Origin of the sequence: Geminicoccus harenae (genome assembly GCF_019800005.1) — a bacterium.
Taxonomy (GTDB): domain Bacteria; phylum Pseudomonadota; class Alphaproteobacteria; order Geminicoccales; family Geminicoccaceae; genus Geminicoccus; species Geminicoccus harenae.
This window is the reverse complement of record NZ_JABGCL010000005.1, coordinates 132,934-157,252: the sequence shown is the minus strand read 5'-3', so window position 1 is coordinate 157,252 and position 24,319 is coordinate 132,934. Positions and strand designations below refer to the sequence as shown.

General features: G+C 64.6%; 30 protein-coding genes and 1 pseudogene. 12 read left to right on the top strand and 19 right to left on the bottom strand.

From position 1 onward, the window contains the following. The first annotated feature begins 12 nt into the window (after nt 1-12). A complete protein-coding gene (locus tag HLA95_RS06015; protein WP_191058003.1) occupies nt 13-1,182 on the top strand; it encodes a nucleoside triphosphate pyrophosphohydrolase family protein in 1,170 nt (389 codons plus the stop codon). A 10-nt stretch (nt 1,183-1,192) separates the two neighbouring features. Here HLA95_RS06015 and HLA95_RS06010 read toward each other — a convergent pair whose 3' ends face one another. The 19 genes from HLA95_RS06010 to HLA95_RS05920 form a co-directional block, all read right to left on the bottom strand. Continuing rightward, complete coding sequence (locus HLA95_RS06010; RefSeq protein ID WP_191058004.1) at nt 1,193-1,867, bottom strand: uracil-DNA glycosylase; 675 nt, start codon at nt 1,865-1,867, stop codon at nt 1,193-1,195. 356 nt (nt 1,868-2,223) lie between these two features. Next, nucleotides 2,224-3,678, bottom strand: coding sequence for a site-specific DNA-methyltransferase (locus HLA95_RS06005; protein WP_191058005.1), 1,455 nt, complete (start codon nt 3,676-3,678; stop codon nt 2,224-2,226). A gap of 75 nt (nt 3,679-3,753) precedes the next feature. Beyond that, nucleotides 3,754-4,305 carry a hypothetical protein gene (locus HLA95_RS06000; RefSeq protein ID WP_191058006.1) on the bottom strand — a complete coding sequence of 184 codons (552 nt, stop codon included), beginning with the start codon at nt 4,303-4,305 and terminating at the stop codon, nt 3,754-3,756. A 15-nt stretch (nt 4,306-4,320) separates the two neighbouring features. Further along, the gene (locus HLA95_RS05995) at nt 4,321-4,656 is read right to left on the bottom strand and encodes a hypothetical protein (protein ID WP_191058007.1); all 336 of its coding nucleotides are present in this window, start codon (nt 4,654-4,656) and stop codon (nt 4,321-4,323) included. Next, nucleotides 4,656-5,180 carry a hypothetical protein gene (locus HLA95_RS05990; RefSeq protein WP_191058008.1) on the bottom strand — a complete coding sequence of 175 codons (525 nt, stop codon included), beginning with the start codon at nt 5,178-5,180 and terminating at the stop codon, nt 4,656-4,658. The genes HLA95_RS05995 and HLA95_RS05990 overlap by 1 nt, the downstream gene beginning before the upstream one ends. A gap of 768 nt (nt 5,181-5,948) precedes the next feature. Then, entirely contained in the window at nt 5,949-6,899 is a 951-nt protein-coding gene (locus tag HLA95_RS05985) for a recombination-associated protein RdgC (protein WP_191058009.1), read from the bottom strand. Continuing rightward, nucleotides 6,896-7,084 carry a hypothetical protein gene (locus HLA95_RS05980; RefSeq protein WP_191058010.1) on the bottom strand — a complete coding sequence of 63 codons (189 nt, stop codon included), beginning with the start codon at nt 7,082-7,084 and terminating at the stop codon, nt 6,896-6,898. Before HLA95_RS05980 ends, HLA95_RS05985 begins: the two co-directional genes overlap by 4 nt. Before the next feature lie 34 nt (nt 7,085-7,118). Further along, nucleotides 7,119-7,373: a hypothetical protein gene (locus tag HLA95_RS05975; RefSeq protein WP_191058011.1), complete on the bottom strand. Its 255-nt coding sequence runs from the start codon at nt 7,371-7,373 to the stop codon at nt 7,119-7,121. 70 nt (nt 7,374-7,443) lie between these two features. Then, nucleotides 7,444-8,154, bottom strand: a complete 711-nt coding sequence (locus HLA95_RS05970; protein WP_191058012.1) for a DNA polymerase III subunit beta family protein — start codon at nt 8,152-8,154, stop codon at nt 7,444-7,446. Nucleotides 8,155-8,225: 71 nt separating this feature from the next. Next, nucleotides 8,226-8,978 carry a hypothetical protein gene (locus tag HLA95_RS05965; RefSeq protein WP_191058013.1) on the bottom strand — a complete coding sequence of 251 codons (753 nt, stop codon included), beginning with the start codon at nt 8,976-8,978 and terminating at the stop codon, nt 8,226-8,228. A 41-nt stretch (nt 8,979-9,019) separates the two neighbouring features. Further along, the gene (locus tag HLA95_RS05960; protein ID WP_191058014.1) at nt 9,020-9,373 is read right to left on the bottom strand and encodes a hypothetical protein; all 354 of its coding nucleotides are present in this window, start codon (nt 9,371-9,373) and stop codon (nt 9,020-9,022) included. Between the two features lie 127 nt (nt 9,374-9,500). Continuing rightward, a complete protein-coding gene (locus HLA95_RS05955; protein ID WP_222182772.1) occupies nt 9,501-9,785 on the bottom strand; it encodes a hypothetical protein in 285 nt (94 codons plus the stop codon). Nucleotides 9,786-9,887: 102 nt separating this feature from the next. Continuing rightward, on the bottom strand, nt 9,888-12,704 hold the full coding sequence (locus HLA95_RS05950; protein ID WP_222182770.1) for a toprim domain-containing protein: 2,817 nt from the start codon (nt 12,702-12,704) through the stop codon (nt 9,888-9,890). 226 nt (nt 12,705-12,930) lie between these two features. Further along, nucleotides 12,931-13,380: a hypothetical protein gene (locus HLA95_RS05945; RefSeq protein WP_191058437.1), complete on the bottom strand. Its 450-nt coding sequence runs from the start codon at nt 13,378-13,380 to the stop codon at nt 12,931-12,933. Then, nucleotides 13,367-13,573 carry a hypothetical protein gene (locus HLA95_RS05940; protein WP_191058438.1) on the bottom strand — a complete coding sequence of 69 codons (207 nt, stop codon included), beginning with the start codon at nt 13,571-13,573 and terminating at the stop codon, nt 13,367-13,369. The genes HLA95_RS05945 and HLA95_RS05940 overlap by 14 nt, the downstream gene beginning before the upstream one ends. 17 nt (nt 13,574-13,590) lie before the next feature. Beyond that, nucleotides 13,591-13,926: a hypothetical protein gene (locus tag HLA95_RS05935; RefSeq protein ID WP_222182768.1), complete on the bottom strand. Its 336-nt coding sequence runs from the start codon at nt 13,924-13,926 to the stop codon at nt 13,591-13,593. A gap of 2 nt (nt 13,927-13,928) precedes the next feature. Then, a complete protein-coding gene (locus HLA95_RS05930) occupies nt 13,929-14,240 on the bottom strand; it encodes a hypothetical protein (protein WP_191058439.1) in 312 nt (103 codons plus the stop codon). A gap of 39 nt (nt 14,241-14,279) precedes the next feature. Next, nucleotides 14,280-16,001 (bottom strand): DEAD/DEAH box helicase, encoded by a 1,722-nt coding sequence (locus HLA95_RS05925; protein WP_191058440.1) that lies wholly within the window; start codon nt 15,999-16,001, stop codon nt 14,280-14,282. A 4-nt stretch (nt 16,002-16,005) separates the two neighbouring features. Continuing rightward, nucleotides 16,006-16,299 (bottom strand): helix-turn-helix domain-containing protein, encoded by a 294-nt coding sequence (locus tag HLA95_RS05920; RefSeq protein WP_191058441.1) that lies wholly within the window; start codon nt 16,297-16,299, stop codon nt 16,006-16,008. Nucleotides 16,300-16,498: 199 nt separating this feature from the next. Between HLA95_RS05920 and HLA95_RS05915 the strand changes: the two genes are divergently transcribed. The 11 genes and pseudogenes from HLA95_RS05915 to HLA95_RS05865 all read left to right on the top strand — a co-directional run bounded on the left by HLA95_RS05915 (nt 16,499) and on the right by HLA95_RS05865 (nt 24,319). Then, the gene (locus HLA95_RS05915) at nt 16,499-17,344 is read left to right on the top strand and encodes a PD-(D/E)XK nuclease-like domain-containing protein (RefSeq protein ID WP_222182766.1); all 846 of its coding nucleotides are present in this window, start codon (nt 16,499-16,501) and stop codon (nt 17,342-17,344) included. A 14-nt stretch (nt 17,345-17,358) separates the two neighbouring features. Then, nucleotides 17,359-17,601: pseudogene (locus HLA95_RS29805) on the top strand (AAA family ATPase); the annotation flags it as partial. Nucleotides 17,602-18,779: 1,178 nt separating this feature from the next. Continuing rightward, nucleotides 18,780-19,889 (top strand): hypothetical protein, encoded by a 1,110-nt coding sequence (locus tag HLA95_RS05905; RefSeq protein ID WP_191058444.1) that lies wholly within the window; start codon nt 18,780-18,782, stop codon nt 19,887-19,889. Then, on the top strand, nt 19,889-20,116 hold the full coding sequence (locus tag HLA95_RS05900; RefSeq protein ID WP_159711589.1) for a helix-turn-helix transcriptional regulator: 228 nt from the start codon (nt 19,889-19,891) through the stop codon (nt 20,114-20,116). The genes HLA95_RS05905 and HLA95_RS05900 overlap by 1 nt, the downstream gene beginning before the upstream one ends. 42 nt (nt 20,117-20,158) lie before the next feature. Then, on the top strand, nt 20,159-21,259 hold the full coding sequence (locus HLA95_RS05895) for an ATP-dependent DNA helicase (RefSeq protein WP_191058445.1): 1,101 nt from the start codon (nt 20,159-20,161) through the stop codon (nt 21,257-21,259). 9 nt (nt 21,260-21,268) lie between these two features. After that, nucleotides 21,269-22,105 carry a UvrB/UvrC motif-containing protein gene (locus tag HLA95_RS05890; RefSeq protein ID WP_191058446.1) on the top strand — a complete coding sequence of 279 codons (837 nt, stop codon included), beginning with the start codon at nt 21,269-21,271 and terminating at the stop codon, nt 22,103-22,105. Continuing rightward, the gene (locus HLA95_RS05885; RefSeq protein WP_191058447.1) at nt 22,102-22,728 is read left to right on the top strand and encodes a hypothetical protein; all 627 of its coding nucleotides are present in this window, start codon (nt 22,102-22,104) and stop codon (nt 22,726-22,728) included. Before HLA95_RS05890 ends, HLA95_RS05885 begins: the two co-directional genes overlap by 4 nt. After that, nucleotides 22,725-22,976 carry a hypothetical protein gene (locus tag HLA95_RS05880; protein ID WP_191058448.1) on the top strand — a complete coding sequence of 84 codons (252 nt, stop codon included), beginning with the start codon at nt 22,725-22,727 and terminating at the stop codon, nt 22,974-22,976. Before HLA95_RS05885 ends, HLA95_RS05880 begins: the two co-directional genes overlap by 4 nt. Then, nucleotides 22,973-23,260 (top strand): DUF7696 family protein, encoded by a 288-nt coding sequence (locus HLA95_RS05875; RefSeq protein ID WP_191058449.1) that lies wholly within the window; start codon nt 22,973-22,975, stop codon nt 23,258-23,260. The genes HLA95_RS05880 and HLA95_RS05875 overlap by 4 nt, the downstream gene beginning before the upstream one ends. A gap of 34 nt (nt 23,261-23,294) precedes the next feature. Continuing rightward, a complete protein-coding gene (locus tag HLA95_RS05870) occupies nt 23,295-23,843 on the top strand; it encodes a glycoside hydrolase family 108 protein (protein WP_191058450.1) in 549 nt (182 codons plus the stop codon). Nucleotides 23,844-23,899: 56 nt separating this feature from the next. Further along, on the top strand, nt 23,900-24,319 hold the full coding sequence (locus HLA95_RS05865) for a hypothetical protein (RefSeq protein WP_191058452.1): 420 nt from the start codon (nt 23,900-23,902) through the stop codon (nt 24,317-24,319).

Sequence of the window (24,319 nt, the reverse complement as noted above, 5' to 3'; positions counted from 1 at the left end):
GGTTAACCGCGCATGAGCGAGTTTTCAGCAGGCACTTTGACACTTGATGCGTATCAGAAGGCCGCTCGCAAAACAGACAAGCTCTTCAAGTCCGACAGGGGTCTGTCCTTTCCCCTTCTCGGGATCTTCGGAGAAGCCGGAAGCATATTGAGCGAGGTAAAAAAGAAGCAGCGGGATCGGACTGCCTATACAGGCTACCAGAAGACGGTGATAGAGGAATTCGGCGATACGCTATGGTATCTGAATGCGATCGCATGCAGGGCAAACATCAGCCTTGCCTACATCGGGCATAACATCGATCGGCCGGTGGAAGATTGGCAGTTCTCTGCGCCCGAAGACCTCAAATTTGTCGATCTGCAGAAGTCGGTGGGAATCAAAGCCTCTGAACCCAGCAGCCAATTCGAACGGCGCTTGCTCAAACTGGCCTCGGAGGTTGGTCTTCTGGTCGTTGATTTTCAGGCTGGCCGACTGGAGGACAACCAAGCCTCGATTGTTGGCAGGCTCGTAGCCATCCTGCGCTGCCTGAGGGATTCAGCTCAGGAAGCCGGACTCAGTCTTGCCGATGCGGCAGCCGAAAATCTCAAGAAATCGTATGAGCGCTGGCCACAGCAGAAGCGCTATCCAGCGCTGCTGGATGCGGATTTTCCTGAGCACGAACGGCTTCCTCGGAAGTTTTCCCTGACGCTGGTCGAAAACGGCGAACCTGGGAAGAAACAGGTTACGCCTTACTACGAAGGTAAGCCGCTCGGTGACAAGCTGACGGACAACCGCATGGAAGATGACGACTATCGATTCCACGATGCCTTTCACATGGCATTCGCGGCAAAACTTGGATGGTCGCCGAATCTTCGACGCCTGTTGAAGTGCAAGCGCAAGAGCATTGCGAAAATCGACGAGGTCGAGGATGGCGCGCGTGCGGTTTTGATCGAAGAGGGCGTCTCCACCTGGGTGTTCAACCACGCGCAGCGGCTGAACCTGTTCGAGGGCATGCCCGTGCTCGACTATGGCCTTCTGAAGATGGTCAGAGAATTTGTAGACGGATACGAGGTTGCGAGCATGCCCTTGTGGCTTTGGGAGGAGGCCATCTTGTCGGGCTACGACGTCTTTCGCCAACTCCAGGCCAACCGTGGCGGTGTTGTCACGGCGGATCTCGAAAACAGAACGCTCGCCTATTCCCCCTGATCCTTGAGTTTCAGGTTAGCGACAGAGACAGTTGCCGGCTCTCGCGTCTGGCTTCCGGCAGTTTGTAAAGCGTCGCGATCCCGGTGATGAACTCGGTCTGCCCGCCGTAGCTTGGGTGTCTCACGCTGACAGCGGGGATATCGAGGTCCGCTAACGCGCTTTGCGCATCCTTCCCGATCGCAACCACATGCCGCGGGTTCAAAGTCCGTAGGAGCCATACCAGCAGGCTCCTGCAAGCCTGGCGCTCCGCCCTTGTGTGGCATCTGTTGGAAAGGGGGTCGCCTTCCTCGTGGGGATGAAGGGGAAACACGTTCCACAGGAACACGGGGCGCCCGATACTCTCCAGCATGCGCCAAATGATTGTCGCGGTGCGCTCCGCTACCATTGGCCCTTTCGTCGCACGGGAGAGAGAGGTGCAGCCGAAGATCGCAGCATGGGATGGTAAATGGGCCTCGTCTGTCAGAGGAAGCCCGGTTCGCCTTCCCCCGCGATAACCGAGGTCACGGCCGATCCAGAGCGAATCGATGCCGTTCGTTGTCGCAGCGAGAAGTATCGCCTCTAGGTTCTTGCGCCGGATAGCCGGGGCCTCGTCAATATCATGAACGGCGCACTTCTCAGAGTAAGGATTGAAGGCGTGAAGAAAGCTGAGCCCCGAAAGATCATCGAGAAAATCGCCGACGTTCACGCCATCAATCTCCGACCTGGCAACATCACGGTGCGCACTGTTGTAAACTGCGGCTACTTCGACGCAGATCTCATGCTCGGCTTGATCTATGACATAAAGCTGCTGGCGAGGGAATCGGGCATCGCGACGCCACGCAGGATGTCGCGGCAGTCTCCAAAGAGGATCTGGCTCATCAGGGAAAGGGGCGGTCACGACGCCCAGCGCGCGAGCCCGGTTGAGTTAATCAAATTCGATTATCGCACAGATTGATGCCGCGCGGGTGCTGCGCCCGACCTGCGCCCGGGCCGTCGCGCCCACGAAAAAAACCATGGCCTCCCATGGGCTTAGGCCATACCGGCAAAAGACTATGTATCCGGTCACGCCCCCTTGGGCGGCTCCGGGAACGGCTGGCCGCTCGCCGCGTGCACCGCGCGCCGGCCGGTGAAGTCCTGCCAGCGGCGCACGATGACGTCGACGAACTTCGGGTCGAGCTCCACCAGGCGCGCTTCCATGCCGGCCTGATCGGCGGCGATCAGCGTCGAGCCGGATCCGCCGAAGCCATCGACCACCAGGTCGCCACGGCGGCCCGAGTGCCGCAGCAGGCGCTCGACCAGCGCCACCGGCTTTTGCGTCGGGTGCAGCTTGCTGGCGGGCGGCTTGGCCTCGTGGATCATGCCCGACGGGTGCTGCTCGACCGTGGCCTGGCCGTCCACGATCATGACGGCGTCGCCCACGGCGATCTGCCAGCGGCCGTCGGGCAGCCTGGTGATCGGCCCGCCCTCGCCCAGATCGACCACCGTGGTGCGCTTGCGTCCGCCATACCAGCGGTGCTTGGCGCCCGGCTTCCAGCCATAGAGGATCGGCTCGTGGATCGGCTGGAAGTCGGCCAGCCCCAGCACGTGCACGTTCTTGCGCCAGATCACGGTCTGGCTGAAGTGAAAGCCCGCCGCCTCGAACTCCTGGCGGAACTGGCCGCCGGCGGTGTCCGAGTGCGCCACGTAGACCGGCGAGCCCGGCTTGAGCGCCGAGAACAGGCCCAGGTAGGCGTCGCGCAGGAACTCGCCGAACTCGGCGGCGCTCATCTTGTCGTTCTTGATGGCGCCGCTCTTGGCGCGCCCGCCGCCGTCCACGGTGTCCATGAGCCGGTTCTTGCGGCCGACGTCCACGTTGTAGGGCGGGTCGGTGAACGCCAGGTCGGCGCGCTCGCCGGACATCAGCGCGTCCCAGGTGTCCTGCTCCAGCGACGACCCGCAGATGACGCGGTGCGGGCCCATGACCCAGATGTCGCCAGGCTGGCTGTGCGGGTCCTCGGGCGCGTCGGGCACTGCGTCGGGGTCGGCCTCGGGCGCGAGCTCGGGCACCTCGAGCAGGTCGTGCAGCTCCTGGTCGCTGAAGCCCAGCAGATCGAGATCGAAGCCCTCGCCCTGCAGCACCAGGACCTCATCGCGCAGGATGTCCATGTCCCAGCCGGCGTCGAGCGCCAGGCGGTTGTCGGCCAGGATGTAGGCGCGCCGCTTGTCATCATCCCAGCCATCGCACGGCACCACCGGCACCATGCCATCGGGGATCTTGGCGCCGTTGGGGAAGCGCAGCACCTTGCCCTGCTTGTACAGCAGCTTGGCGGCCTCCACGCGGCCGTGACCCGCCACGATGCCAGCGTCGTCGGCCAGCACGGCGTTGGTCCAGCCAAAGGCGTCGATCGAGCGGGCGAGCTGCTCGATCTGGGCGCGGGAATGGGTGCGGGCGTTCTTGGCGTAGACCGCCAGAGTGTCGATGGGCCGGAAGACGAGCTGCGGTGGCGCGGGGTCGGTTACCAGGTTGATGACGGACAAGGGGGCCTCGGCTGGTGGAAATGAGAGACAACAGCGGTTGTCCCTCGGATTGGCTGGAATGTGAGCGACAAGGCGTCACCCGCGCTCGATGACGACCACCGGCGCTTGTTTCTCGGGATCGATGGCGTCCAGACCCCAGGCGGCGCGCTCGCCCTTCTGGAGGATCGACAGGCCTTCGAGGGTGATCTTGGCGACCTTGCCCATCTCGAAGTCCTTCTTGTTGATCGCCGTGTAGAGGTTCACCCGCGCGGCGCGCCATTCCTGGCGGTGGCGGGCGATGATCTCGGTGCGGGCATCGACAGGGTCGGGGTGTTCGGTGACGGGCTTTTTACCGGCGTTAGCGTCGGGGTCAGGGTTCGTGTCAGGGTCAGGGTCTAGACCTTGACCGTCAGGCTGACGGGCGGCCTCTTTGGGCGGCACGACCTTGTCGGCCTTCGCGTGGGCCTTGATGGCCAGCTCGCGCAGGTCGGCGCGCTTCTCCCAGCCGTGCCGTTTGGCCTGGTCGGCGCAGGACTGCTTGGACACGCCAATGCGTGCGGCCAGCGCGGTAATGGACAGGGCGGGCTCGTTCTCCCATGCGGCGCGAGCGGCGGCCCATTCTTCAGGTGATAGGCGTTTTCCAGACATGGCCTGATGCTACCGTCACGTCACCACTTGCCGGGCGACGATCTCAAAGGGAGTCTCGGGGGTGACGGCGTCGTTGCGCACGCAGCGGATGCCGGCGTCGCGGGTGGTGCGTGGCAGCTTCATGCCGCACGAGCAGATGACGGCGGCTGACCTGCTGATGCCGCTGATGCCACAGCCGCTGCAGCGGTACATGGAGGTGCCGTCGGGGTTCTTGCTGGACATGATCCTGGAGAAGCACACGCGGCACACGTGGTCGGTGAATGCCCAGGACCTGCTGGGGTCGTTTGGTCCGGGAATCTCGAGCTCGGCGGGCTCGTCAGCAGCCGACGGGAAGATCAGGCGGGGCTTCATCAGAACAGCGATCCTTGCCGGACCTGAAGCCCGGCGGTTTTGTTCGGCATGAACGTGACGGTGCCCTTGCTGTCGCGCAGCGCGGCCAGCACGAGTTCTTCGGGGTGTTCGGTCCTTGGCCTAGCCAGGATGCGGACGGCGCCGGCTTCGCTGATGCGGATGGCGCGGGCGTCGAGGGGGCGCATCTTGCTGGGTTTGGAGCCCTTGGCATTCTTGCCGGTCTTCCACTCGCGCTCGCGGTTCCAGCAGGAGACGCAGAGGTGCTTGTCGAGCAGCCAGCCACGCGACGATGCGCGGGCACAGCGTGCGCAGGTGAGTGAGCCCTTGAGCGGTGAGCAGGATGCGAGTTCCTCGCCGGCGTGGGATGCGCCGATCGGGCATGAGCGGCAGGCTGCGCGCTTCTCGTTGCCGTCGTTGGCGGCTTTCCAGTTGTTGGCGCAGGACTCGGTAGAGAGGGAGGCTCGCAGGCGTTCGCACCGGAACATCTGACGGTCGAACCCCTCGATGGTGAAGTATTCGATCATGCGCGGGTAATCGTCTAAGGATTTCAAGGGCTTGCCTGCCCTCAATGATCAAATTTTAGCAGACTTACAAGAAATGCAGGATGTATAGCAGTGAGCGATTCTGTAACTACGGGAATACCCTGCCGTATTCGCGCATTGTGCGGCAAATCCAGTGGTGACGCGTTGCTTTTCAACGTCAGCTCGTGACTTCCCGGGGTGGCTTGGCGGGGCTGTCACCGAGTTACTGCTCAAAAATGTCTGGTTGCAGGCTTGGTTACACCTAACTCTGTGATTTCATTAAGAAAAAGTGCGTTGTAACCGCGAAACCGGAAAAACTCGGAAAAGACAGACAACCCCAATGCGTGTGTGTGCGCGTGCATGCGCATGTGTGGGTGCGCGTGCATGTACGTATCTATAACTATAACTATATGGTTACATGGTTATATTATATATATAGACGATGTATTTTCCTTATAGATCAAAGACTTAGGCGCGCAACCGAAAACGCAACCGGTCGCGGTGGTTGCGGTTACGCGGTTACGGTAAATTGTCGTCGATATGGCATTTGGGCGACATTTGGGACCATCTGCGGCTATACCTGTTTTTACGGTTACAAGGTTACGCCTATAAATCAATGACTTAGGCGAGCCCTGTTGTAACCGGGTTACGCCGATGGCCGGTGCCCGATGCCCGCGTGGCGACGGCCGAGGCGGCGCAACCCGGGGCGGGAAGGGCGCAAAAAAGCCGCCCGGGGTGGGGCGGCTCGGGGCCGTGCAACCGGTTGGGTGGTTACGCGGTGGGTTGGCTGCCCATGCCGCTCAGATCCTTCTCGCCACCCAGGGCGGCGATCAGCTCGGCCATCAGCTTGCCGAACTCGCCGGCGAACAACGCCAGGTCGCTGTCGCGGCGCTCGTCGTCGTTCTTGTCGATGCCGGAGCCCTCGCCTTCCTTCAGCACATCCAGCGGCGCGATGCGCTTGATGTTCAGGCCCTCGTCCAGCACGAACGAGATCCGGTCGGCCCAGGTCATCGCCAGGCGCGTGCACTGCTTGCCCGACTGGATGTGCCGGCCGACATCCTCGGCGTCGATCGAGTGCTTCACGTAGCGGATCGCCGCGCCGCTTTCGCCAGACGCGCGCAGCTCGGTGTCCTGGTCGATGCTGAAGTTGGCCGGGGCTTCGTCCTCGGCCAGCCAGCCGGTCATGGCCTGGGCCGGGCTGGTGGCCACGTAGAGGTTCTCCAGCGGGAACTGGTCGAAGGTCTTGGACAGCCAGCCGATGACCTCGTCGGCCTTGGCACTGGACGCGGCGTCGATCACCAGGAAGCCGCGCGCCAGGTCGAACAACACGCGGGTGTCGCGGCTCACGCTGAACGCCTTGGGCAGCAGCTCGTCGGTGACACGCTCCTTGATCTCCTTCATCTGCTTGCGGCCGGCCTTGTAGCCCTGCTGTTCCTCGATCTCGGCGGCGCGGGCCTTGGCCACCTCGTTGACCACGCTGGTCGGCAGCAGCTTCTTGCTGGTGCGCAGCACCATCAGGACGGCATCGCCGACGCGGCGGATCAGGCTGTCGTGGCCCTCATAGGGCGGCGCCCAGCCCAAAGACTGCATCTCCAGGTTGGTGCCGCCGATGAAGCGGAACTTAGCCAGGTGCTCGTCGAGGTCGTGGGCGGCGAACAGATCGGCCGCGCCGCTGGTCAGCCGGTAGACGCGGGCATTCTTGAAGAATTGGGATTGGCTCATTTTTGTTTGGGGTCGAGGTTCAATTGCTTGAGGCGGCGGTAGACGCTGCGGCCGCTGTCGGGCTGCAGGCGCTGTGTGCCGGTGATGCCGGGCAGGCTGGCGTCGGCCACGGTGCTGGAGCTGTTGGGATCCAGACCGTGGCGGCGCAGCGCCTGGCGGATGCGCTTGGCTTGCTTGGCGTTCATGTCAATGCGGCGCCGGACGGGCCGGCGCTGTCGGTTATCCGCGATGCGCGGCCTTGTTGCGGGCGCGGTTGCGGGACTTGAGGGCGGCGCGCTTGGCCTGGGCGACGGTGCCGCTGCCGCGCTTGGTGATGCCGTACATCATGTGGCTCGGGCCGCTGGCCAGCGCCGGGCGGCGGTCACGCGGTGCGCGGTCAACCGGCTCGACGAGGGAGTGCATGCCGGAGAGGACGCGGCTGGACATTGCGGCGGCGGCGCCCAGGATCGCCAGGGCAGAAGAACGATTGAACATGGTTTGGTTCCTATGAAAATCAGGCACAGCGCCTGCCGATACCCCGCGCGCGGGGCATTAGCCGAAGCTGTTAGGCGGCCGGCAGTTCGGGGGTGGCGGCTTTGGGCAACGCCAGCCAGGCCGGGCGATCGCCAGCGAAGCGCGCGGCGTCGTAGTCCCGCAGGCCCATCATCACGCCAAAGTATCCGGTGTCGCCGGCGTAGGCGGTACGGATGACCACCATTTCGCCGTCGTGCAGGGCCGTAATGGCGCAGATGCCCTTCATCACATTGCCCAGGTCGCGCGCTGCGTCCTCGAAATCCACCAGGTTCTGCGGCCGGAACTGCGTGGGCTTATCGTTCGCCGGTATCTTCTTCGGGATGACCTTGCGCCAGTTGGGGAACTTGCCGGCGACTGGTTCAAACTCGACGAAGCAGCCGCTGCCCAAGCGGTACATAGGCGCGGCCCAGCGCTGTCCGGTGGGTCCATCGCGGAGTTCGACAGGCACGGTTCGAACCGCCGCATTCTTAAGGCTTCTGCCGCCTGCCATGCAGTTGGCCAGCATCAGCTTCACGACGTCGCAAGGGATGATGAAGTTGACAGGCGCGTCGATGGTGTTCTCGGCCTCGCGGCGGGTCGCCAGCAGGCGGTGGCCGTCCGTGGTGACCAGGACAGTTTCCTTGGCCGTGGCTTCGACGTGCACGCCGTTCAGGTAGTAGCGGATGTCGGCCTTCGCCATCATTCGGGATACGGCCTTGAGGGCAGGCAGATACACCTGCACGGTCGGCTTGGGGGTGGTCATATCCTTCCTTGTTGTGTGGTCAGGTCACAGCGCCTGCCCATGCCCCGCGCGCGAGGCATGAGCCGGGGCTGTCAGGCTGTTGCGACCAATGCGGGGCTGTCTGGCTCAAAGGCGATGAAGTCAAGCAGCCCTTTCGTTGTATCGTTAAAAACAAACAGGACACCGCTATCGAAAGACTTTTCGAACCTCAGACGGTGCAGCACTACCCCGTCGCTCGTGCGGACATCTACGGCCATGCGCGAAAGTTCGCACTGTGTCACCACGATCTCGTGGTCGGAGGACCGGAATTGCAGCATGGTCGGCTGGAGGCGCTTCGCGATGATGGGATAGATGCGTGCCGCCGCAGCGCGCCGTTGCTTGTACACCTGTTCCAAAAACGCTGGCGGGATGACACCACGGGGGTTTGGCTTGTACGGAGCGGTCAACGCTTCCTCGATTGCCATGCCTTTTTGCAGCCTCGCACGGACACTCTTGTGGCTTACAGCGCCGAAGCGCTTCGCCAGCTCCGGGAGATACCCTGTCACGCCAAACGCCGTGTATTTGGTGCAGCGCTTCTCGCGGCCTTTCTCGGCACCGCGCGCCATTGCGGCGCGGCTCTCGTCGCTCAGGGATAACCCCCTACCGCGCAGGCGTTCATGCAAGTCTGCGAGCCGCTTTTTCGTCGCGAGGCTTTGGCCGCCATTCACAAACTGGATATCGGCGGCTTCAGGCATTTTCAGTAGGCGGCGGAGCTTCGTGTTGGATATGCCAATCAACTGGCGGGTGAAAGAAAAGCTATGCCCGCGCTGGGCGTGTTTCCGGGCGAGTTCGATTTCCTTGCACATGGCTTTCCTCAGTGCTGCCCCGGCGAACCGGGGCGGGGTTGTTAGAAGGTCGGCACGGCCGCCATGGCGCAGCACAGCACGACCAGGGCAGTGAGCAGCGCGCCGCCCAGCATCCACCAGCCTGCCTCGACCCACTTGCGCGGTCGGCGCTTCGGGTGCCTGGGCGTGTACTCGCACAGCGACGGGCGCAGCATGGCGGCCTGCACGTTAATCGCGTCGCGGTCCATCGCCGGGTTCTTGCCCAGGTAGATGCCGCCACGGTGATCCAGGAACTCGCGCTCGCGCGGCTTCCACTGCGAGCCGATCGCCACCTTGGGCGCGAGGTTCTTGCGCTCGGCGGCGGGCAGTTCGAGGCGGCCGGCGAGGGCGGTGTTCAGGTTGACGAACGGGTGCATGGTTGTCTCCGTGCTTATTGGTTGTTGCGGGCTGGCTTACCAGCCGATGAAGTAGCCAAGGACGGCCAGAAGAACGATCAGGTACGGCGCGTTGGCGCGCAGGTTGAACAGAAAGTCTTTGAGCATGTCAGTTCTCCGGAAGTCGGGCGCGGCCGGCGCGCGGGTCATACCATGCGTGGTCGGGGCGGCCTTCGCAGGGCAGCCAGCGGCCCCACACCTTCTGCTTGACCCGGTAGAACCACTGGCCGTCGGCGCGCTGCGCCGCCTGCTTGGCCCCGGCCGTGCCGACAGCGAAGATCGCGGCCGTGTCGCGGCCCGGCTGGGCGGTCGGGTTAAGCATCCGCTGGGCACGGCTATTCAGCGTGCGCAGTTGCTGGATGGCTTTGAGCTGGTAGCGTTGGACGGGAGGCATATCGATCACTCGTTTAATCAAATTTGATGCAATGGAGTGAACTATACGCCTTTCCCGTGACTTTACGTGAATTCCAGAGAACTTTTTTGTAACAGCGACAGATCAGAACGGCGGCTCATCATCATCGAGCAGGACACGGCGCGGCGCCACGCCGGCCGGCTGCGGCGGCGGTTCATCGTCGACGAACGACAGCGGCAGGCTGATGACCTTGGACGTTGTGCCGCCGATGCGCTCCGACTTGTTGTCGTGCCGCGTGGCGCCGGGCACGCGCAGCAGCACGCCGCGCAGATCGGCCTCGTACTTGGTGCCATGCACGAGGGCCTTGGGCTTCTCCGAGCGGTTCGAGATCAGCAGGCGGCCGTCCTTCACGCGCAGTCCGTAGCGCTGGAGCACCGCATCGGCCTCCGCCGACGTGAGATTTCCCGCGCCTTCCACAGACTTGTTCACAGCCACGCGCACCAGTTCCCAGACCGACAGGGTGTCGCCGCCCTTGAGCCTGACGTGCGCCTCGAGCAGCGCCGCCAGGGCATGCGAGGCCTCATCCTCGTCGGCGCCCTCCAGGTGCTCGGACCAGTCGTACTCGTCGATCATGTTGGCCGCCTGCTCGGGCGTGACCAGCTCGCGGCTGGTGAGCGACCACGCGCCGGCCAGCATGGTGCCGTACTGATCGCCGTCGCGCTGGCTGCCGAACTTGAGCGCGGCCGCCTTGGTGAAGGTGTCGATGTTCTTGAGCGTGACCGGCAGCAGGGCCAGGGCACGGCGGAACAGGCGCGCCGGCAGGGTCTCGTCGCGGCCGATCGCGTAGAGGGCTCCGTCGATCTTCTCCCAGGTCTCGGCGAAGTTGGTGTCATCGCGCTTGGCCTTCATCGACAGCTTGGTCATGCGCTCGACGTCGGCCTGCTGCTTGATCGCCACCTGGATGGACGCCAAGCAGAACATCGAACGGATGTGGAAGGCGATGGCGTCGCCGCCGGCCGAGCCCTTGAGGGTGCGGGCATGGGATTCGGATGACGCCTGGCGGATCAGCGCCAGGATGTTCTGCACGCGCAGCGCGTCCTTTTCCTCGTTCGATTCGCTCTCATCGAACAGCACCGGCAGGGCGTCGGACTTCAGGGTCTGGCGGATGCCGGCCTCGGTCGAGTTACCCTGCGCGTAGATTTCGATGCCGTTCATCAGCGGGTGCACGTAGCGCTCCAGCACGGTCGATTTGCCGGATCCTGCGCCGCCGGTGATCCAGATGTGCGGCCGCCAGCGCAGGGCCCCGCACAGCGGCGCCAGCGCCACCCAGCCGGCCAGCAGCGCGGAGCTGCCCGCCTTCGACCAGCGGAACATCTTGGCCACCTCCAGCAGGTGCTGGCCTTCGCTGTCGGTGAGCTCGTCGGCGGCCGGCTCGGGCAGCGGGAAGCTGAGCTCGTAGACGTAGCGCGACTTGATGTGCGTGATGCTGGTGGTGACGCCGTCGACCGACAGGTAGCTGCCGTGGTGGAACACGACGCGGCCGGCGTCCGGCCAGGCGCCGCGCCCCCGCAGGCGGGACGGGTCGTAGATGCCGGCGCGGTTGCAGCCGCGCATGAGCCAGTCCATGGCGATGTCACGGTCGACGCCGCCGCCCTTCTTGGGGAACTCCATCTCCCACCAGTTCAGCGGCGCCAGGGCGATGAGGCCGGACACGGTGAAGTCGCCCTTGGTGTAGACCAGGACCTGCTTCTTCTCGTGCTGGAAGAAGTAGTAGCGCTCGTGGTCGTAGCCGAGCATGACGAAGTGCCCGCCGGTGTCGTAGGCCTGCACGGCCGGGCCGCGATCCTCGGGGGGCGCTGCGGGCGCCGGTGCGGGCGGCGCATCCTGGCTGGCCTCGGCCGGCGGCTCGTAGGCGTCGTCGGCTTCCCAGGGCGGCGTGTCGTCGGCGCTGGGCTCGTCGTTGAGGACGGCGTCGATGATCGCCTTGACGGCCGCCAAGCCCTCCAGATCGTGCAGGTCGTTGAAGTCGGTCGGCTCGCCGCCGATGTCCACGAACTCCGGGATCGCCACGCGGCCGTTCACTTCCTTGGCCGCCGCGCGCGCGTAGTGCACGCCTGGGTTCTCGACGGGCCGGGTGGTCCAGCGGTCGTTGTCGGCGCAGAGCACCAGGGTGAAGTCGGGGAACTTGTTGCGGAAGATACGGGCGACCGGCGCGATGTTGCTGGTGTCGAAGCACACCACCACGGCGTGGCCGGTGGCCTCGTGCAGGCTGGCGCCGGTGGCGAAGCCTTCGCAGAACAGGACGGTGTTCGCGACCGGCTTGCCGATGGTGTAGAACACGCCGATCTTGCGGCCGCCGTACAGATAGGTCTTGTCGCGCAGCACGCCGCCGATCTCGACCTGCTCGGGGAAGATCCCCTGCAGGGACCAGGTATTCTTTTCCAGGTCGCGCAATTGCAGGACCAGCGCGTTCTCGGTGACGGTGTAGAACTCGCCGTCGGCGTTGACCGATTTCCACGGCGCGATGCGCGCGCCATGAGCCTGGATGCCCTTGCGCTCCAGATACGGGTGCTCGACGGCCGGCGTGGCCGCTTCCCAAATCTTGACGGCGCGCGCGGCGGCCTTCGCCTCCTTCTCGCGGTCGGCGGCTTCCTTGGCCTCGCGGGCCTCGCGCATCTTCTTGCGCATGGCGATGCGCTCGTCGGGCGTCATTTGCACGACGCCTTTGGCGGTCCAGCGGATCTTGGTGAGGTAGCCCAGGCGTTTGTTGTCGCCGAACATGCCGGCCGGATGGCCGTCGATGACCAGCTTGTACCAGGCGTTGCGGGAGCCCTTCTTGTCGCCGGCGACGTGCACGCGGTGAAAGAGACCGTCGGCGATGATGTCGCTGGGCTGGACGTGAATGCCGTTCGACGCCATGGCATCGACGAACTGAGCGATTACTTCTGTCTCATGCAGCATACCGGCTCCGGTTGGAGACGGCGCGGGTGTTGTTCAGCATATTGCTTCCCTCCTGCCGGGGTAGTCCGCGTGTAAAAAAGGCGGGCAGGCGGCCGCAGGAACCGCTTTTCAGCGACGGGAGCTAACCGCCGCCTGAGCCCATAACCGTGTGTAACTCGGAAACTGAAAGACGAGGACGCGAGTCGCTACGTAATATCGTGACTAGGCGTGAATGATAGCGTCCAAATCAGAGTTTCGGCGCAGTTGGTTTCATCATTTTTGTAAACCAGCCGTGGATGAGGCCACGCACGTCACTGGCCGTGCGCACGACGCCAGCGATGCCGCCGTCGCCATCCACCAGCTCGATCCAGTCGCGCTGGTCCTTGCTGACCGTGCCGCCGACCAGGCGCTTGGCCTCGGCGCTCAAGACGACCGGGATGGTCTTGCCGACCATCTCCGGGGTGATCGTTACCGGCAGCCAGCCGAACAGGTCGCCGGGGCCGGACACCGCCGTGTTGTCCACGTAGCCGAAGCCTACGGTGATGTGTTGCGGGTAGGGGATGACCACCGAACCGTCGGGCTGGCGCTGGCCTTTGCCCGCCCAGGCCTTGCCCGAGTTCAGGCGGAAGGCCTTGCCGCCCTGTTTGCCGATCTCCAGCCAGCATTCCCGCTGCTGCGGGTTCTCACGTGCGCCCATTCTGGACCACCTTGTATTCGTCGATCATGTCCCAGAGCAGCGTCTGCGCTGGCCAGGGGCCGAACTCGCCGAGGTCCGGGAAGCGGACCTTAACGAGCGTGCCGGGCGGCAGCGGATTGATCTGGCTGCCATTCCAGCGCAGCCAGTCCCCATCATTGGACGAGATCAGATCGTTCACGCTGCCGTTGTTCATCATGTCTCCCTGAAAAGTTAGCCGGTGGCCTCGCGGGCTTTCGCCTCAGCAAGTAGCGAGCCGTAGGAGACGTTGTCCTCGGCCGAATCCGCGTGGTAGCCGGGCGCGGAAAACAGCCGGACCTGCTTGAGCACCTGCAGGAACAGCCAGGCCTCGGCCTCGCTGATGGCGCGCGCGCCAGTGCGTCCGGTGATGGCGTTGAAGGCTGCCGCGATGCGGCCGGCGCTGCGCTCGCCGCCGGGTTGATCGTAGGCCTTGGCACGCTCTCGCTGGTGCTGCGCGGCGCGCCCAAGGATGGCGGTGGCAGACGGCAGGGTGCCGTCCGCCTCATGGGAGGCGGTGGGGCTGCTCATGGTCAGAACGGGATGTCGTCGTCCATGTCGCTACGTTGGGCCGGGGCCGGGCGCTGCGCAGGTGCCGCCTGGCGCTGGCCGCCGCCATTGCCGCCGCCGTTGTTGTCCTTGGGCGCGAAGCACGACACCATGATGCTGTCGCTGCCTTCCTTGAACGGCACGCCGGCCGGGTTGAACGAGCGCTTGAGCACGATGAACGGGCCGTCGTCGCCCTGGAACACGGCGCCGATGTTCTCGTAGCGGTTCTTGGTCTCGCCATCCTTCTGATAGGTGCCGGTCTTTACTGCGAGGTCGTACTTCTTGGTCATGGCCATAATGCCTTCCCTTAGTGTGATGATGCCCGGTCGGGGCGGTTAGAAATCGATGGTTGCCTGCGCTAGCGCGGGCGTGGTGTCGCCGGTGACGGCGCGCCAGACGGCCAGATGGTCGTCCAGCCGGGTGCGCAGTTCCCGCAATTGCTTGGGCTTCATGGCCTTCACCTCGAAGGTGGCCACGCCGAACACGTCGGCGATGTTCTGCCCGGTCTGGTCACGCCAGGCGCGCAGGTCGGTGAGCAGCCCGTCGACCAGGGCTTCCTTTTCCTTGCGGGCCTGGAGCACGTGGTTGGCGCGGCCGCGCGAGTAGCCGAGGTTGCGGCGCAGTTCCTCGACGGTCTGCGCCTTGCCCTGCTCGCGGTAGGCCTCTTTCTTCTGCTGGGCGACGATCTCCGGATCCAGCTCGCCCAGGCGGCCCTCGACGACCTTGGGCATGCGCTGGGCAGCCTGATGCTCCACAGGGATCGGCTCGCCGCAGGTCGGGCACTTGTCGTCGGGCTTGCCCTGCTCCTTCAGCTCCAGCACGTCGAAGATGGTCTTGCACCCCTTGCACTGCGTCATGCCGGGGTAGGCGAGCGGCTCGACTTCCTTCTTGCTGCCGCGCGGCTTCTTCTTGCGACCGACCAGACACTGGCTCCAGTCGCGCGCCACGCTGGGGAAGCCGTGCTTGACCTTGAAGTCGCCGTCGACCCAGCGGCCGACGTTGCCGGCGTGGTCCAGCAGGAAGGCCTCGACCTTGCCCTCATCGGGTCGCATGACGCGGCCGGCCTGCTGGAGGAACACGATCTCGGAATGGGTCGGCCGCAGCATGATGCACGTGACCAAGCCCGGGCAGTCGAAGCCCTCGGACACCAGGTCCACCGTGCAGATGCCGTCGATCTCGCCGCGATCGAGCTCGTCCACGATCTGCGTGCGCTCGGCCTCGGACACCATGTCCTTGTCGCCGACCAGCAGCTTGAACCGATAGCCGGCGGCGTTGAAGGCGTCGCGCACGTGGATGGCGTGCTTGACGTTCACGCAGAACGCCACGGCGCGCGTGCCCGGGCAGACCTCGGTGTATTCCTTCACGGCGTTGCCGATCAGGTGCGGCTTGTCCACGCGGTGCGCGAGTTCTTTGGCGTCGAGGTCGCCTTCGGCGTTGAGCTTCACGCCCTCGATGTCGGGCAGCTCGGTGCTGCCGAACACGCGCGGCTTGATCAGCGCGCCGCGCTCGATCAGCTTGGGCACGCTCGGGCCCTCGACCACGACGTCGGCGATGCCGCCATGGCCCTTGCCCATGCCTCGGAAGTCCGGCCGTCCGGGTGACGCCGTAACCAGCAGGGTCTTGGGCTCGCCCATGGCCGACCAGACGGCGCCCCACTTGTTGTCGGCCTGGACGTGGTGGCCTTCGTCGAAGATCAGCAGGTCGGCCCGGATCACCCCGGACGCCAGCATGGCGCGGCCGCGTTTCGAATTCAGCGAATCGACGCTGGCGACCTGCACCATGGCGCGCGGCTTGGGGCTGGCCCACGGCGCGATCAGCCCGTGGTCGATGCCCAGCTTGGACAGCGACTTCGACGCCTGCTTCAGCAGTTCCTTGCGGTGCACGATGATCATTACGCGCCGGCCCTTCAGGGCGGCAGCGTCACCGATGTAGCAGAACGTGTAGGTCTTGCCGCCGCCGGTCGGCAGCACGAACAGGACCACGCCGTGGTCGCGGAAGGCGATGCGGATCTCGCCGACCGCCTTCTGCTGGTAGTCGCGCAGGACGATGTTGGACACGTGCTTACACCCGGCGCGTGCGGGCGGCCTGATGAGTTGCGCCGTTGGCCTCGGCCTCGGCGACGATGGTCTGCATCTTGGTGACCAGCTCGACCGTCTTGGGCGAGTTGGCGCGCCAGCGGTCCGGCGTGGCGCGCGCAATGCCCGCTTCCTTGCACAGCGAATTCCAGGTCATGCCCACGGCCTTCGCGCGGGCCTCGAGGTCGGACAGCGTTTGCTTGAACACGGCGTCGAAGCGCTGGTCGTCGGCCGGGTCGGTCCGGTCATTGGGAAGTGCTTTGGGGTCGTGGCTATTCATGAGTGCCTGATGGCTTGATTGAATGGATGAGTCCGCATTTTGACCGAAAAAGAGTAAACGCGCAAATCCGGTGCCGTTATTACTTATGCATTTGCGTGCAGTTACAATAAAGATCGTGAATAACCGTGCAACCTGATTGAGGTTTACTCAAAAAATAGGCACAATTCATCCATCTTGACCCACCCACCAGAGGAAAATGATGGAAATTGAGCCGCATGGCTTGGTCGAATGCACGAACGAGGAATATCACTCGGGCCCAGGCATCTCGAAGTCGCACCTGGACTGGATCGCGCCGGAACTCGACCGCACGCCGCGCCACTACTGGCACCAGTACCTGAACCCGGAGCGCGAGCCGGAGGAAAAGACGCCGGCGCTGATTTTCGGTGACGCCGTGCACACGGCCATCCTGGAGCCTGATCGCTTCACGGATCACGTCATCAAGGGCCTGGACCACGACCGCCGCTCGACGGCCAACAAGTTCGCCTGGGCGCAGTTCGAGGAAGAACACGCCGGCAAGATCATCCTGAAGGTCGACGACTACGCGAAAGTGTTGCGTATCCGCGACGTGGTGCACGCGCACCCGGTGGTCGGCCCCATGCTGCGCAACGGCAAGGCCGAGCAGTCCTTCTACACGGTGGACAAGGAAACCGGGCTGCTCATCAAGTGCCGCACCGACTTCCTGTCGGACGGCGGCGACTACATCCTCGACGTGAAGACGGCCGAGAGCGCCAGTCCGCGCAAGTTCGCCAAGTCGGTGGCCGAGCATCGCTACGACGTTCAGGTCGGACATTACGAGCCGATCTTCGAAGACCTCTATGGCGAGCGTCCGAAATACTGGTTCTTCCTGGCCATCGAGAAAGACGAGCCGTTCGCGATGGGCCTGCATCTGTTCCGCGACATCGACCGGGCGCCGGGCCGTGCGCGTGCGCGCCGCGACCTGCTGCTGATCGCGCAGTGCCGCAACGAGGGCCACTGGCCTGACCACGCTTTCGACGCAACCCCGCTTGACCTCCCCTACTGGTACAACCGCAACGACGGCTATTGAGCCGACCAAAGACCATGAAAATCCAACACGTCAAAATCTCCAATATCCTCGGCATCAAGGATCTCGAATTCGACCCGGCTACCGGGTTCAACGAAATCGTCGGCAAGAATGGCGAGGGCAAAACCTCGGTCATCGAGTCCATCAAGGAAGCGATCAAGGGCGGCCACGACGCCACGCTGCTGCGCAAGGGCGAGGAAAAGGGCGAGATCGTCCTGGTGCTCGACGACGAGCAGACCAGCATCCGCCGGCGTGTCTCGGCCTCGGGCTCGATCACGGACCTGCTGCGCGACGGCAAGAAGCAGCCCAAGGCCGTGGAGTCGATCAAGGCGCTGTCCGACATGCTGTCGGTCAACCCGGTGGACTTCCTGCGCGCCAAGCCCGCCGAGCGCGTGAAGGCGCTGCTGGAAAGCCTGCCGCTGGAGGTGGACCCGGCGCGTCTGGCCGAGGTGTCCGGCGTGGCGGTGGGCGACCTGCCCAAGGGCATGCACGCCATGCTGGCGATCGATGCCGTGCACAAGACCGTCTACGACATGCGCACCGGCGCGAACCGGGCCATCAAGGAGAAGGAAGGCTCGATCGCGCAGTTCAGCCAGACTGTGCCGGACGCGCCGGGCGGCGTCGACGGCGACGAGGATTCGCTGACCAGCCAGCTCGAGACGGCGCGCACGGCCCGTGATGCCGAGCTGGAGCGGATCCGCACCAAGATCGACGGCATCCGCACCCAGACGTCCGGCAAGAAGCAGGCCCTGCGCGACGCCGCCCAGGCCGAGATCGACAAGATCAAGGACAAGCTGGCGTCGGACCTGGCGGCCGAGGACGCCGAGCTCGCGCGCATCGAGGGCCTGGCGCAGACGCAGACCGACAAGACCAAGGACAAATTCCAGACGGCCGCCGAGCCGCTCAATCAGGCGCTGTCCGCCATCCGCGCCAATCGCGACGTCGCCGCCAAGCGCCAGCAGGCGCTCGACTTCATCGCCACCATGAAGGACGAGCTGTCCGAGCTGATCGAGGAGGCCGAGGGCCATACCGAGGCCCTGGCGCGCATCAACGCCTACAAGTCCGAGCTGCTGGCCGACCTGCCGATCCCGGGCCTGGAGGTGCGTGACGGCGAGATTTTCCGCGACGGCATCCCGCTGGACCGCATCAACACGGCCGGCCAGGTCAAGATCGCCGTCGAGATCGCCAAGCTGCGCGCCGGCGACCTGAAGGTGTGCGTCGTGGACGGCATCGAGCTGCTCGACAGCGAGGCCTACGAGGAATTCCGCCAGCAGATCGAGGCCAGCGGCCTGCAGCTCTTTGTGGCCAAAGTCGGCGACACGGAACTCACGATCAATCCCTAAAATTCCCTGCCGTTACCTATTCTTCCCGCCATTCCAGTACAATGGCGGTTCTCACCCAAACTATACTTCATCCACCAAATCATTCTGGAGAACTCATGGATAACCTGCCCGCCACCATCAACCACGGCGCCCCGGTCGCGCACAGCCCCTTCGCCCGTCTTGCTGCCCACGATGGCCGCAACGTCGGCGCGGTGGCGATCGAATCCGACCGCGCGATCGCCGAGGCACAAGGCCAGCTCACCCTGGCGAAGAAGTTCCCGCGCAGCATGACGGCGGCGATCGCCGAGTTCACCGACACCTGCAACAGCCCGGAATTCGCGGCGACGGCGTTCTACAGCGTGCCCAACCGTGGCAGCGGCCCCAGCATCCGCTTCGCTGAGGAAGCCGCGCGCTGCTACGGCAATTTCCAGTACGGACACCGTGAACTCAGCCGCATCCCGGCCGGCCCCGGTCCCAATGAATACGGGCGCAGCGAGGTCGAGGTGTTCGCCTGGGACATGCAGAACAACAACTACAGCAAGCGCCAGGTCACGGTCGTCCACGTCCGCGACACCAGCCAGGGCCCGAAGAAGCTCACCGACCAGACCGACATCGACAACCGGATCGCCAACGTCGCCAGCAAGCAGATGCGCGGTCGCATCCTGGCGCTGCTGCCCAAGCACATGGTCGCCATCGGCCAGGACGTCTGCAAGCGCACGATTGCCGGCGGCGGCGAGACCCCGCTGCGCGAGCGTCTGATCAAGATGGCGGCGGCCTTTGCCAAGTACGGCGTGAACGACAAGCACCTGGTGGCCTACCTCGGGCACCCGGTGGACGACACTACCGTCGACGAGCTCGGCGACCTGATGGGCATCTACAACGCCCTGCGCGAGGGCGCGAAGGCCAGCGACTACTTCAAGCTCGACGGTGAAGCCGAGGTCGTCGACGACAGCGAGACGGCCGCCGCCAAGGCTGTGGTCAACAAGCAACAGGCCGCGAAATCGGCAGACAAGCCGGTAACGGCCAAGAAGGCCGTAAAGCCTCCATCGACGGCAGAAAATTCCGGCGACACGCAACAGGCTGCCCAAGCCGACAGCAAGCCTGCGCAAAAAGTGAGCAAGCCGGAGGAAGAAGAACCCAAAGAAGCAGCCGTAGAGCAGGCGGCGAGCGTCCCGGAAACAAACCAGTCTCCGGCCGCGACGCCTGAAGAAAAGGATGTGTTCTGATGACCGCCGACGACACCACCACCCGCGTGCGTGAGCTTTCCACGCAGGAAGTCGTGGAGCGCTACAACGGGCGGATCTCCAAGCGCACCCTCGACAACTGGCGCAGTCAGGGCAAGGGACCCAAGTACGTCCGGCGCGGCGGCAAGATTTTCTACCCGATCGACCTGCTGGAAGAATGGGACCGCAACAGCGTCTTCCAGTCCACGTCGAATTACAAAGCCGCCTGATCAATAGCGGGGCCGGTCGGCCCCGTTCTCCGAGGAACAACTATGGAATGGAGCGCGCAGCAAGAAGGCGCCCTTCAAGCCGTGCGCGCATGGCTGAAGGACAAGACAGGGAAGCAGGTATTCAAGCTGTTCGGCTACGCCGGCACGGGTAAGACCACGCTGGCGATCGAACTGGCGGCAGGGGTGAAGGGCACCGTTCTGTTCGGCGCCTACACCGGCAAGGCCTGCCTGGTGATGCGCCGCAAGGGATGCGTCGGCGCCTCGACCATCCACAGCATGATCTACAAGTTCGACGAGCACGTGAACGGCCAGCCGGCCTTCGTGCTCAACGAGGACAGCAACGTCCGCAGCGCCAAGCTGGTGATCATCGACGAGTGCTCGATGGTCGATGAGGAACTGGCGCGCGACCTGCTGTCGTTCGGCACGCGCATCCTGGTGCTGGGCGACCCCGCGCAGCTCCCGCCGGTGAAGGGCTCGGGCTTCTTCACCCAGGGCGAGCCCGACGTGATGCTGACCGACATCCACCGCCAGGCCGCCGACAACCCGATCATCCGCCTGTCGATCGACGTGCGCGAGGGCCGTGGCCTGCGCCTGGGCGACTACGGCGAGAGCCGCGTCTGCACGCGCCGCGACATCGACGCCGATCAGGTGCTGGCGGCCGATCAGGTGCTGGTGGGCCTCAATCGCACGCGGCGCGGCTTCAACGGCCGGATCCGCGAGCTGAAGGGCTTCACCAGCCACCTTCCGCAGCGCAACGACCGGCTGATCTGCCTGCGCAACAAGCGCGACAAGCAACTGCTCAACGGCGGCATCTGGACCGCCAAGCGTGCCGGGCAGCCGGACGAGCGCGGCATCATCGAGATGGCCGTCCTGTCGGACGACGACCCCATGCTCGACAGCCCGATCGACGTGAACGTCTACCAGAACTTCTTCGTCGGCACCGAGGAAGCGCTGCACTGGCGCGATCGCATGTACACCGAAGAATTCGACTTCGGCTACGCGATCACCGCGCACAAGTCGCAAGGCTCCCAATGGGACGACGTCATGGTGTTCGATGAGGGCGCGGCGTTCCGCGAGAATGCCCGCCGCTGGAGTTACACGGCTTTGACCCGCGCCGCAGAGCGCGTGACCATCGTAATCTAAGGGAAGAACATGACCACACTGCCTGAATTCAACGAGTACGACACCAGCATCAGCGGCTGGTGGAACGACCCCAAGGACCCGGACGTGGCTGCGTTCCGCGACCGCGTCCTGGAGGTGCTGAACCGGCGCGGCTTCGGCATGCACCGGGATCCGGAGATCGCCAAGAACTATCCGATCCTGGCGCGGCACCACCACTACGGCCGCCAGGGCGCGCTGGAGGTGAAGACCGAGGCGTCCGGCCGCTCGTGCAAGATCACGTTCTTCCAGAACGTCGTCCGCGAGAACCGCAACGGCGGCTACTACGACTTCAGCAAGCGCCAGAAGATGCCCTACCTGATCGGTAAGCAGTACGAGGCCGCGCGCCGCGCGATCGCCGCGATGATCGAGAGCCTGGGCGGCACGCTGAAGCTGGACGTGAGGCTCACGGGCTATGCCCGCCTGAAGGCCGAGCGCGACGAGCTTGAGGCGTTCCAGGGCCCGCAGATGTATGCCCGCGTCCCGCCGCGCTACAACTCGGAGACCGGCGCCGGCAAGATCGTGCGCGACGGCGACATCGTCTTTTTCCGGTACTTCGACGGCCGGTGGCAGCGCGGCCAGACCTGGCACCACATCAACAACATGTGGTGGGTGCTGCTGCCCTGCGGCACGCTGCGCAACATCGCCGCCTTCGAGCTGTTCCACCGCGAGGACATTGGCGAGCTGCGCGGGCGCTGGTTCAGCCAGCAGCGCGTCGCCAAGCGCCTGGGCGACCTGAAGGAGCGGGCCATTCGCGCCGAGCGCTTCGAGCAGGCCGCCGTGCTGCGCGACGTGCTGTCCAAGGTCGCCCCCCTGAAGGTGGCCGCATGAAATGGTCCGAGCACAGCATCGGCCGCGCGCTGGCCCTGCAGTTCTTCAACCGCAAGTACCTGTGCGTCGTGCCCAACTGCAACTGGACCGGCCACGAGTGCGACCTGCTCGCGGTGACCGAGAACCTCCGGCTCATCGACGTCGAGATCAAGATCAGCCGGCCTGACCTGAAGGCCGACGCCAAGAAGGAGAAGTGGTGGAAGCGCGAGCACATCGGCTACTGGCCGACTGTGACAGAGATGCGTCATAGCTATCTGTCGAATGACCTCGCGTTGTTCAGCAGGGCGCGACGCAGCCGCTACAAGAACACGCCGAAGGACTGGCCTGACAAGGTCTGGAAGCACTACTACGCGCTGCCCAAGGAAATCTGGACGCAGGAGCTGCTGGACGCCCTGCCGAACCAGAACAGCGGCATCCTGCTGCTCGACAAGGACGGCTACCCGCGTCGGGTCGGCGAATTCATGACGGTGTCCTGCCTGCGCCGCGCCACGCCCAACCGGGACGCCAAGCCAATCAGCCCGGCCGCCGCCGTCGATATCGCCCGGCTGGCAAGCCTGCGCATGTGGGACGCCTACCACCGTCTCGATCAAGCCCAACAACCGCTGGCACAGGAGGCCGCATGAAGACCCATATCACCGCGCCTGCCGGCGAGATCGGCTGGAACTACTCGATTCCCCCCGACCGTGGGGCCAAGGTCCTGCTGCTGACCGTGGGCCACATCGCCGTGCTGGGCCGCTGGGAAGGCCGCGTCGGCGAGTTCTACCTGGCCTGGTCGCCGCTGCCCAAGCGCGACAAGGTTCGCGAGCGGATGATCGAGACGGAGCTTGCCGCCGAGCGGGTGGTCGGTCGCGTCGTCCCGGGGGCTGCGTGACCGGCATCAAAGTCCGCTCCGAGCTGTCGGACGAGCCCGTCGATATCTACTCCGAGGCGTGGCGGCACGAGTGCGAGTGCCGCTACGTGCTGGACGGGCTGCACTCCAAGGAGAGCCGCAACCGCTGGCTGTACGGCAGCCCAGATGGCGCGCAGCCGGCCGACGGGAACTTCCCCAGGGGCTGCGTCGCCAAGATTCGTGGCGTGGAAGCAGCAGACCGGATCAAGGCCGGCGTGCTGGACATCATCCAGTCCCGCAAGACTCGGGCGGCTGCATCGTCGTGACGGGACACTACCCTCAACTCAATGGGGGTAGCCGATGCTCAGCATCGATCAAATCATCGACGAAGTTCTTCAGGCCGAGGGCGGCTACGTCAACGACCCCGCCGACGCCGGCGGCGAGACCAATTACGGGATCACCGTCGCCGTCGCCCGGGCCTACGGCTACACCGGCGCCATGCGCGACCTGCCGGTGAGCGTGGCCCGCGCGATCTACAGCAACCGCTACATCACCACGCCAGGCTTCGACCGGGTCCTCCAGATCAACGAGGCCGTGGGCATCGAGCTCATCGACACCGGCGTGAATATGGGCCCTTCCCAGGCGTCCGAGTTCCTGCAGCGCTGGCTCAACGCGCTCAACGACACCGGCTCGCGCTACCAGACCCTGTTCGTGGACGGCCGGCTCGGCCCGATCACCTATGCTGCCCTGGATGCCTACCTGAAGTGGCGCGGCCGCGACGGCCAGACCGTACTGGTGCGCGGCCTCAATAGCAGCCAGGGCGACAAGTATCTCCGCCTCACCGAATCGCGCCCGGCCAACAAAAAGTTCCTGTTCGGCTGGATGCTCAACCGCGTCCGTATCGCCTGACCGACAAGCCATATGCTTCGGCCATGGACACCAAATCTCACTCCGGAAAATCCATAATGGAACCTACCTCCACCAGTTCCGTCGCTGGCCTTGCTCTGGTGAAGTACCTGGGTTCGCAGCTTATTTTCGGCGCCTTCGCCACGGCCCTCGCCTTCATCGTCATGCCGCCGAAATCGACCCGGGAACTGTTCGGCCGCATGGTCTGTACCCTCCTGTCCTCCTTCATCTTCGGCCCCATCCTCGTCGCCGCCGCGCACTCCTGGTATCCCGGCCTATTCGAGTCGGCGATCGCCGTTGCCCAGCTCAACGGCCAGGACAAGGAATTCGGCATCATGTACATCGCCGCGCCGCTCCAGGTCCTGGCGGGCATGCCGGCGTGGTGGATCGTGGGCGCCTTCATGCGCTGGTTCGACAAGCGCAAGGACGCCGATATCGGGTCGCTGATCGACGAGATCCGCGACACGATCAAGAAGTAA

Excerpts from the sequence above, each read along its gene's own strand:
- HLA95_RS05880 (WP_191058448.1), top strand. The coding sequence starts at position 22,725 with ATGAAGACCCATATCACCGCGCCTGCCGGCGAGATCGGCTGGAACTAC.
- HLA95_RS05945 (WP_191058437.1), bottom strand. The coding sequence starts at position 13,380 with ATGGGCGCACGTGAGAACCCGCAGCAGCGGGAATGCTGGCTGGAGATC.
- HLA95_RS05865 (WP_191058452.1), top strand. The coding sequence starts at position 23,900 with ATGGAACCTACCTCCACCAGTTCCGTCGCTGGCCTTGCTCTGGTGAAG.
- HLA95_RS05870 (WP_191058450.1), top strand. The coding sequence starts at position 23,295 with ATGCTCAGCATCGATCAAATCATCGACGAAGTTCTTCAGGCCGAGGGC.
- HLA95_RS05935 (WP_222182768.1), bottom strand. The coding sequence starts at position 13,926 with ATGAGCAGCCCCACCGCCTCCCATGAGGCGGACGGCACCCTGCCGTCT.
- HLA95_RS06000 (WP_191058006.1), bottom strand. The coding sequence starts at position 4,305 with ATGTCTGGAAAACGCCTATCACCTGAAGAATGGGCCGCCGCTCGCGCC.
- HLA95_RS05885 (WP_191058447.1), top strand. The coding sequence starts at position 22,102 with ATGAAATGGTCCGAGCACAGCATCGGCCGCGCGCTGGCCCTGCAGTTC.
- HLA95_RS05970 (WP_191058012.1), bottom strand. The coding sequence starts at position 8,154 with ATGACCACCCCCAAGCCGACCGTGCAGGTGTATCTGCCTGCCCTCAAG.
- HLA95_RS05960 (WP_191058014.1), bottom strand. The coding sequence starts at position 9,373 with ATGCACCCGTTCGTCAACCTGAACACCGCCCTCGCCGGCCGCCTCGAA.
- HLA95_RS05915 (WP_222182766.1), top strand. The coding sequence starts at position 16,499 with ATGGAAATTGAGCCGCATGGCTTGGTCGAATGCACGAACGAGGAATAT.
- HLA95_RS05890 (WP_191058446.1), top strand. The coding sequence starts at position 21,269 with ATGACCACACTGCCTGAATTCAACGAGTACGACACCAGCATCAGCGGC.
- HLA95_RS05980 (WP_191058010.1), bottom strand. The coding sequence starts at position 7,084 with ATGAACGCCAAGCAAGCCAAGCGCATCCGCCAGGCGCTGCGCCGCCAC.
- HLA95_RS05900 (WP_159711589.1), top strand. The coding sequence starts at position 19,889 with ATGACCGCCGACGACACCACCACCCGCGTGCGTGAGCTTTCCACGCAG.
- HLA95_RS05950 (WP_222182770.1), bottom strand. The coding sequence starts at position 12,704 with ATGCTGCATGAGACAGAAGTAATCGCTCAGTTCGTCGATGCCATGGCG.
- HLA95_RS05955 (WP_222182772.1), bottom strand. The coding sequence starts at position 9,785 with ATGCCTCCCGTCCAACGCTACCAGCTCAAAGCCATCCAGCAACTGCGC.
- HLA95_RS05985 (WP_191058009.1), bottom strand. The coding sequence starts at position 6,899 with ATGAGCCAATCCCAATTCTTCAAGAATGCCCGCGTCTACCGGCTGACC.
- HLA95_RS05895 (WP_191058445.1), top strand. The coding sequence starts at position 20,159 with ATGGAATGGAGCGCGCAGCAAGAAGGCGCCCTTCAAGCCGTGCGCGCA.
- HLA95_RS05905 (WP_191058444.1), top strand. The coding sequence starts at position 18,780 with ATGGATAACCTGCCCGCCACCATCAACCACGGCGCCCCGGTCGCGCAC.
- HLA95_RS05975 (WP_191058011.1), bottom strand. The coding sequence starts at position 7,373 with ATGTTCAATCGTTCTTCTGCCCTGGCGATCCTGGGCGCCGCCGCCGCA.
- HLA95_RS05940 (WP_191058438.1), bottom strand. The coding sequence starts at position 13,573 with ATGAACAACGGCAGCGTGAACGATCTGATCTCGTCCAATGATGGGGAC.
- HLA95_RS05990 (WP_191058008.1), bottom strand. The coding sequence starts at position 5,180 with ATGATCGAATACTTCACCATCGAGGGGTTCGACCGTCAGATGTTCCGG.
- HLA95_RS05995 (WP_191058007.1), bottom strand. The coding sequence starts at position 4,656 with ATGAAGCCCCGCCTGATCTTCCCGTCGGCTGCTGACGAGCCCGCCGAG.
- HLA95_RS05930 (WP_191058439.1), bottom strand. The coding sequence starts at position 14,240 with ATGGCCATGACCAAGAAGTACGACCTCGCAGTAAAGACCGGCACCTAT.
- HLA95_RS06015 (WP_191058003.1), top strand. The coding sequence starts at position 13 with ATGAGCGAGTTTTCAGCAGGCACTTTGACACTTGATGCGTATCAGAAG.
- HLA95_RS05965 (WP_191058013.1), bottom strand. The coding sequence starts at position 8,978 with ATGTGCAAGGAAATCGAACTCGCCCGGAAACACGCCCAGCGCGGGCAT.
- HLA95_RS05920 (WP_191058441.1), bottom strand. The coding sequence starts at position 16,299 with ATGAATAGCCACGACCCCAAAGCACTTCCCAATGACCGGACCGACCCG.